Source organism: Streptomyces sp. NPDC013455, assembly GCF_040632975.1.
In the GTDB taxonomy this organism is placed as follows: domain Bacteria; phylum Actinomycetota; class Actinomycetes; order Streptomycetales; family Streptomycetaceae; genus Streptomyces.
Genome location: NZ_JBEYCX010000072.1, coordinates 1 through 1974 on the forward strand (window position 1 = coordinate 1; position 1974 = coordinate 1974).

The 1974-nt window shown below is 67.7% G+C and carries 3 protein-coding genes; all 3 read right to left on the bottom strand.

Translation table 11 applies throughout. The features are described from left to right. Positions 1-79 precede the first annotated feature (79 nt). On the bottom strand, positions 80-223 hold the full coding sequence (locus ABZ576_RS34315) for a hypothetical protein (protein ID WP_360750026.1): 144 nt from the start codon (positions 221-223) through the stop codon (positions 80-82). Between the two features lie 33 nt (positions 224-256). Continuing rightward, positions 257-784: a hypothetical protein gene (locus ABZ576_RS34320; RefSeq protein WP_360750029.1), complete on the bottom strand. Its 528-nt coding sequence runs from the start codon at positions 782-784 to the stop codon at positions 257-259. A 15-nt stretch (positions 785-799) separates the two neighbouring features. After that, the coding region (locus ABZ576_RS34325; protein ID WP_360750032.1) for an alpha/beta hydrolase at positions 800-1974 on the bottom strand (1175 nt) is incomplete at its 5' end.

Consider the following 1974-nt stretch of genomic DNA (forward strand, 5'->3'; position numbering starts at 1 on the left):
GGCGCGGTACCCGTCGGCCGCCTCCTCGAACTCGGCCGGCTTCAGCGCCTTCAGCGTCGCTATGTCCATGACCGCCCCGTCACCGGCCCTTCGCCCCGCCGATGTGGTCCCGGAGGCCCTCGGTGTGCCCGCCGGCCATCGTCCGGGTCTGGTTCAGCTGCATCCACGCGGAGCCGCGGGCGGCGGCGTCCGCCGCCGGCTGCTCCCACTCGTCCCAGGACATGCGCGTCGTCCTCCCCGTTTCGCCGTTACCCCACTAGAAGTGCTCGACCTCTTGGCCTTCCGGGACCTGATAGCAGCCGGAGACGACGTCCACGCTCAGCATCGGGGGGTTGTCCTTCGCCATCTGGATGATGTGGACACTGGCCTTCTTCACGTCGTGGTCGGCCGTGAGCCTGATGTTCTTGTTCTTGCTGGCGTCCGGCCCGTACTCGACGATCTTCCAGCCGTGCTCGGGCAGCCTCTCCTTGAGGTGGCGCATGGCCGCCTCAAGGTCACCGGGGGACGCCGGGGTGAAACTCCACGGGTGCAGGACCCGGAAGTACTTGTCCGGGTCCTTGCCGGAACACTCCGTCACCGTGGCGCGGCTGTCGGACGTCTTGCCCTTGACACCGATCAGGTCGTAGATGCCGCTGGATGTCTTCTCCAGCACGTCGGCGGCGTCACTCGACGTGCTCGTGCCGGCGGTGGGGATGTCGGAGTCGTTGTCAGTCATGTCGCATCCGGTGAGGGTGGTGAGCGCAAGGGGCACGGCGACGGCGAGGACGCCCAGCTTGATCTTCACGTCAGGGAGTCTCTCCTACTTCACGTGGTCCCAGGAACCGGGCGGCCCGAACGTGCCGTACGAGGGCTTCAGCTCCACGTCGTCGCCCTTCCCGACGACGACCAGCCCCTGGTTCAGCAGGCTCTTGGAATTGGGGTCCCAGTACCCGCCGTGCCCATGGGTGTTCGTCCCCATCTGATTGGCGCCGAAGTCCTTGTCGCTCGGGATGATGGTGCCGTCCCCGCCGAGGAAGTAGCGGCCGAGCTCCGGAACCGGGTCCGAGCCGCCCTCCTCGTTCCACACGTGGCCTTTGGGGACGTCCATCTCGTCGGCGCCGGACACCAGGACGCCGGGGCTGCCCGCGAAGACGACGTCGTCGGCGTTGAGGGTCCCCTTCTGGGCCGCGGCACCGATGACGGTCGATCCGTACGAGTGGCCGATCACGGTCCGGTGCGGTGGCGTGTCACCGGTGTGTGACGCCTCCAGCCCGTCCAGGAACCTGTTGAAGGCCGGCGCACCGTCGTACGCGTAGCTGTCGTTCCGCGCGTCCTTGACGACCTCGTCGGGTGCGTCGTAGCCCAGCCAGGTGATCGTGGAGACGGGCTGACCGCCGGACTTGGAGTCGGCCACGTCCCAGAGGTTGACCATCCGGTTGATGTTGCCCTCGATGCTGTTCAGGTCCGACGTCGTGCCCGGTACGTAGACGGCCTGGTGGGCCGCGGTGTCCGGGTTGCCGTTGGCGATGATCGCGCGGCCGTCCTCGTCGGCGCTGAAGCCCAGCAGGTACGCCTCGGGAAGCCCGCGCTCGCCGGTCCTGTCGAAGCGCTTCTCGATGGCCTCCATGCCGTGCAGCGACTTGTCCAGGTGGTTGTACCGGTCGCCGTACTTCCGGTTCCACTCCATCCATTCGTCGGTGTGCACCTTGGACGCGAAGCCGCCGCTGGTGATGTAGGTCCACTCGTTCACCGGCGGCTTCGGGATGGAGTTGAACTCCAGCTGGTAGCGGGCCCGGGTCTCGTCCAGGACGATGCGGTTGGCCTCGTCGCGCACGGCGGACGGGATGCCGTCGAGCTTGCCCACGCTGTCCGGGCGCAGGGAGACGTAGGCCGCCTTCTGCTCGTCGGTGAGCCCCTTCCACCAGGCCGCGTTGTCCTTCGGGCTGCCGTCCTTCGGGGGCTGCGGCAGCGAGTCGAGGTACTTCTTGCCCGCGT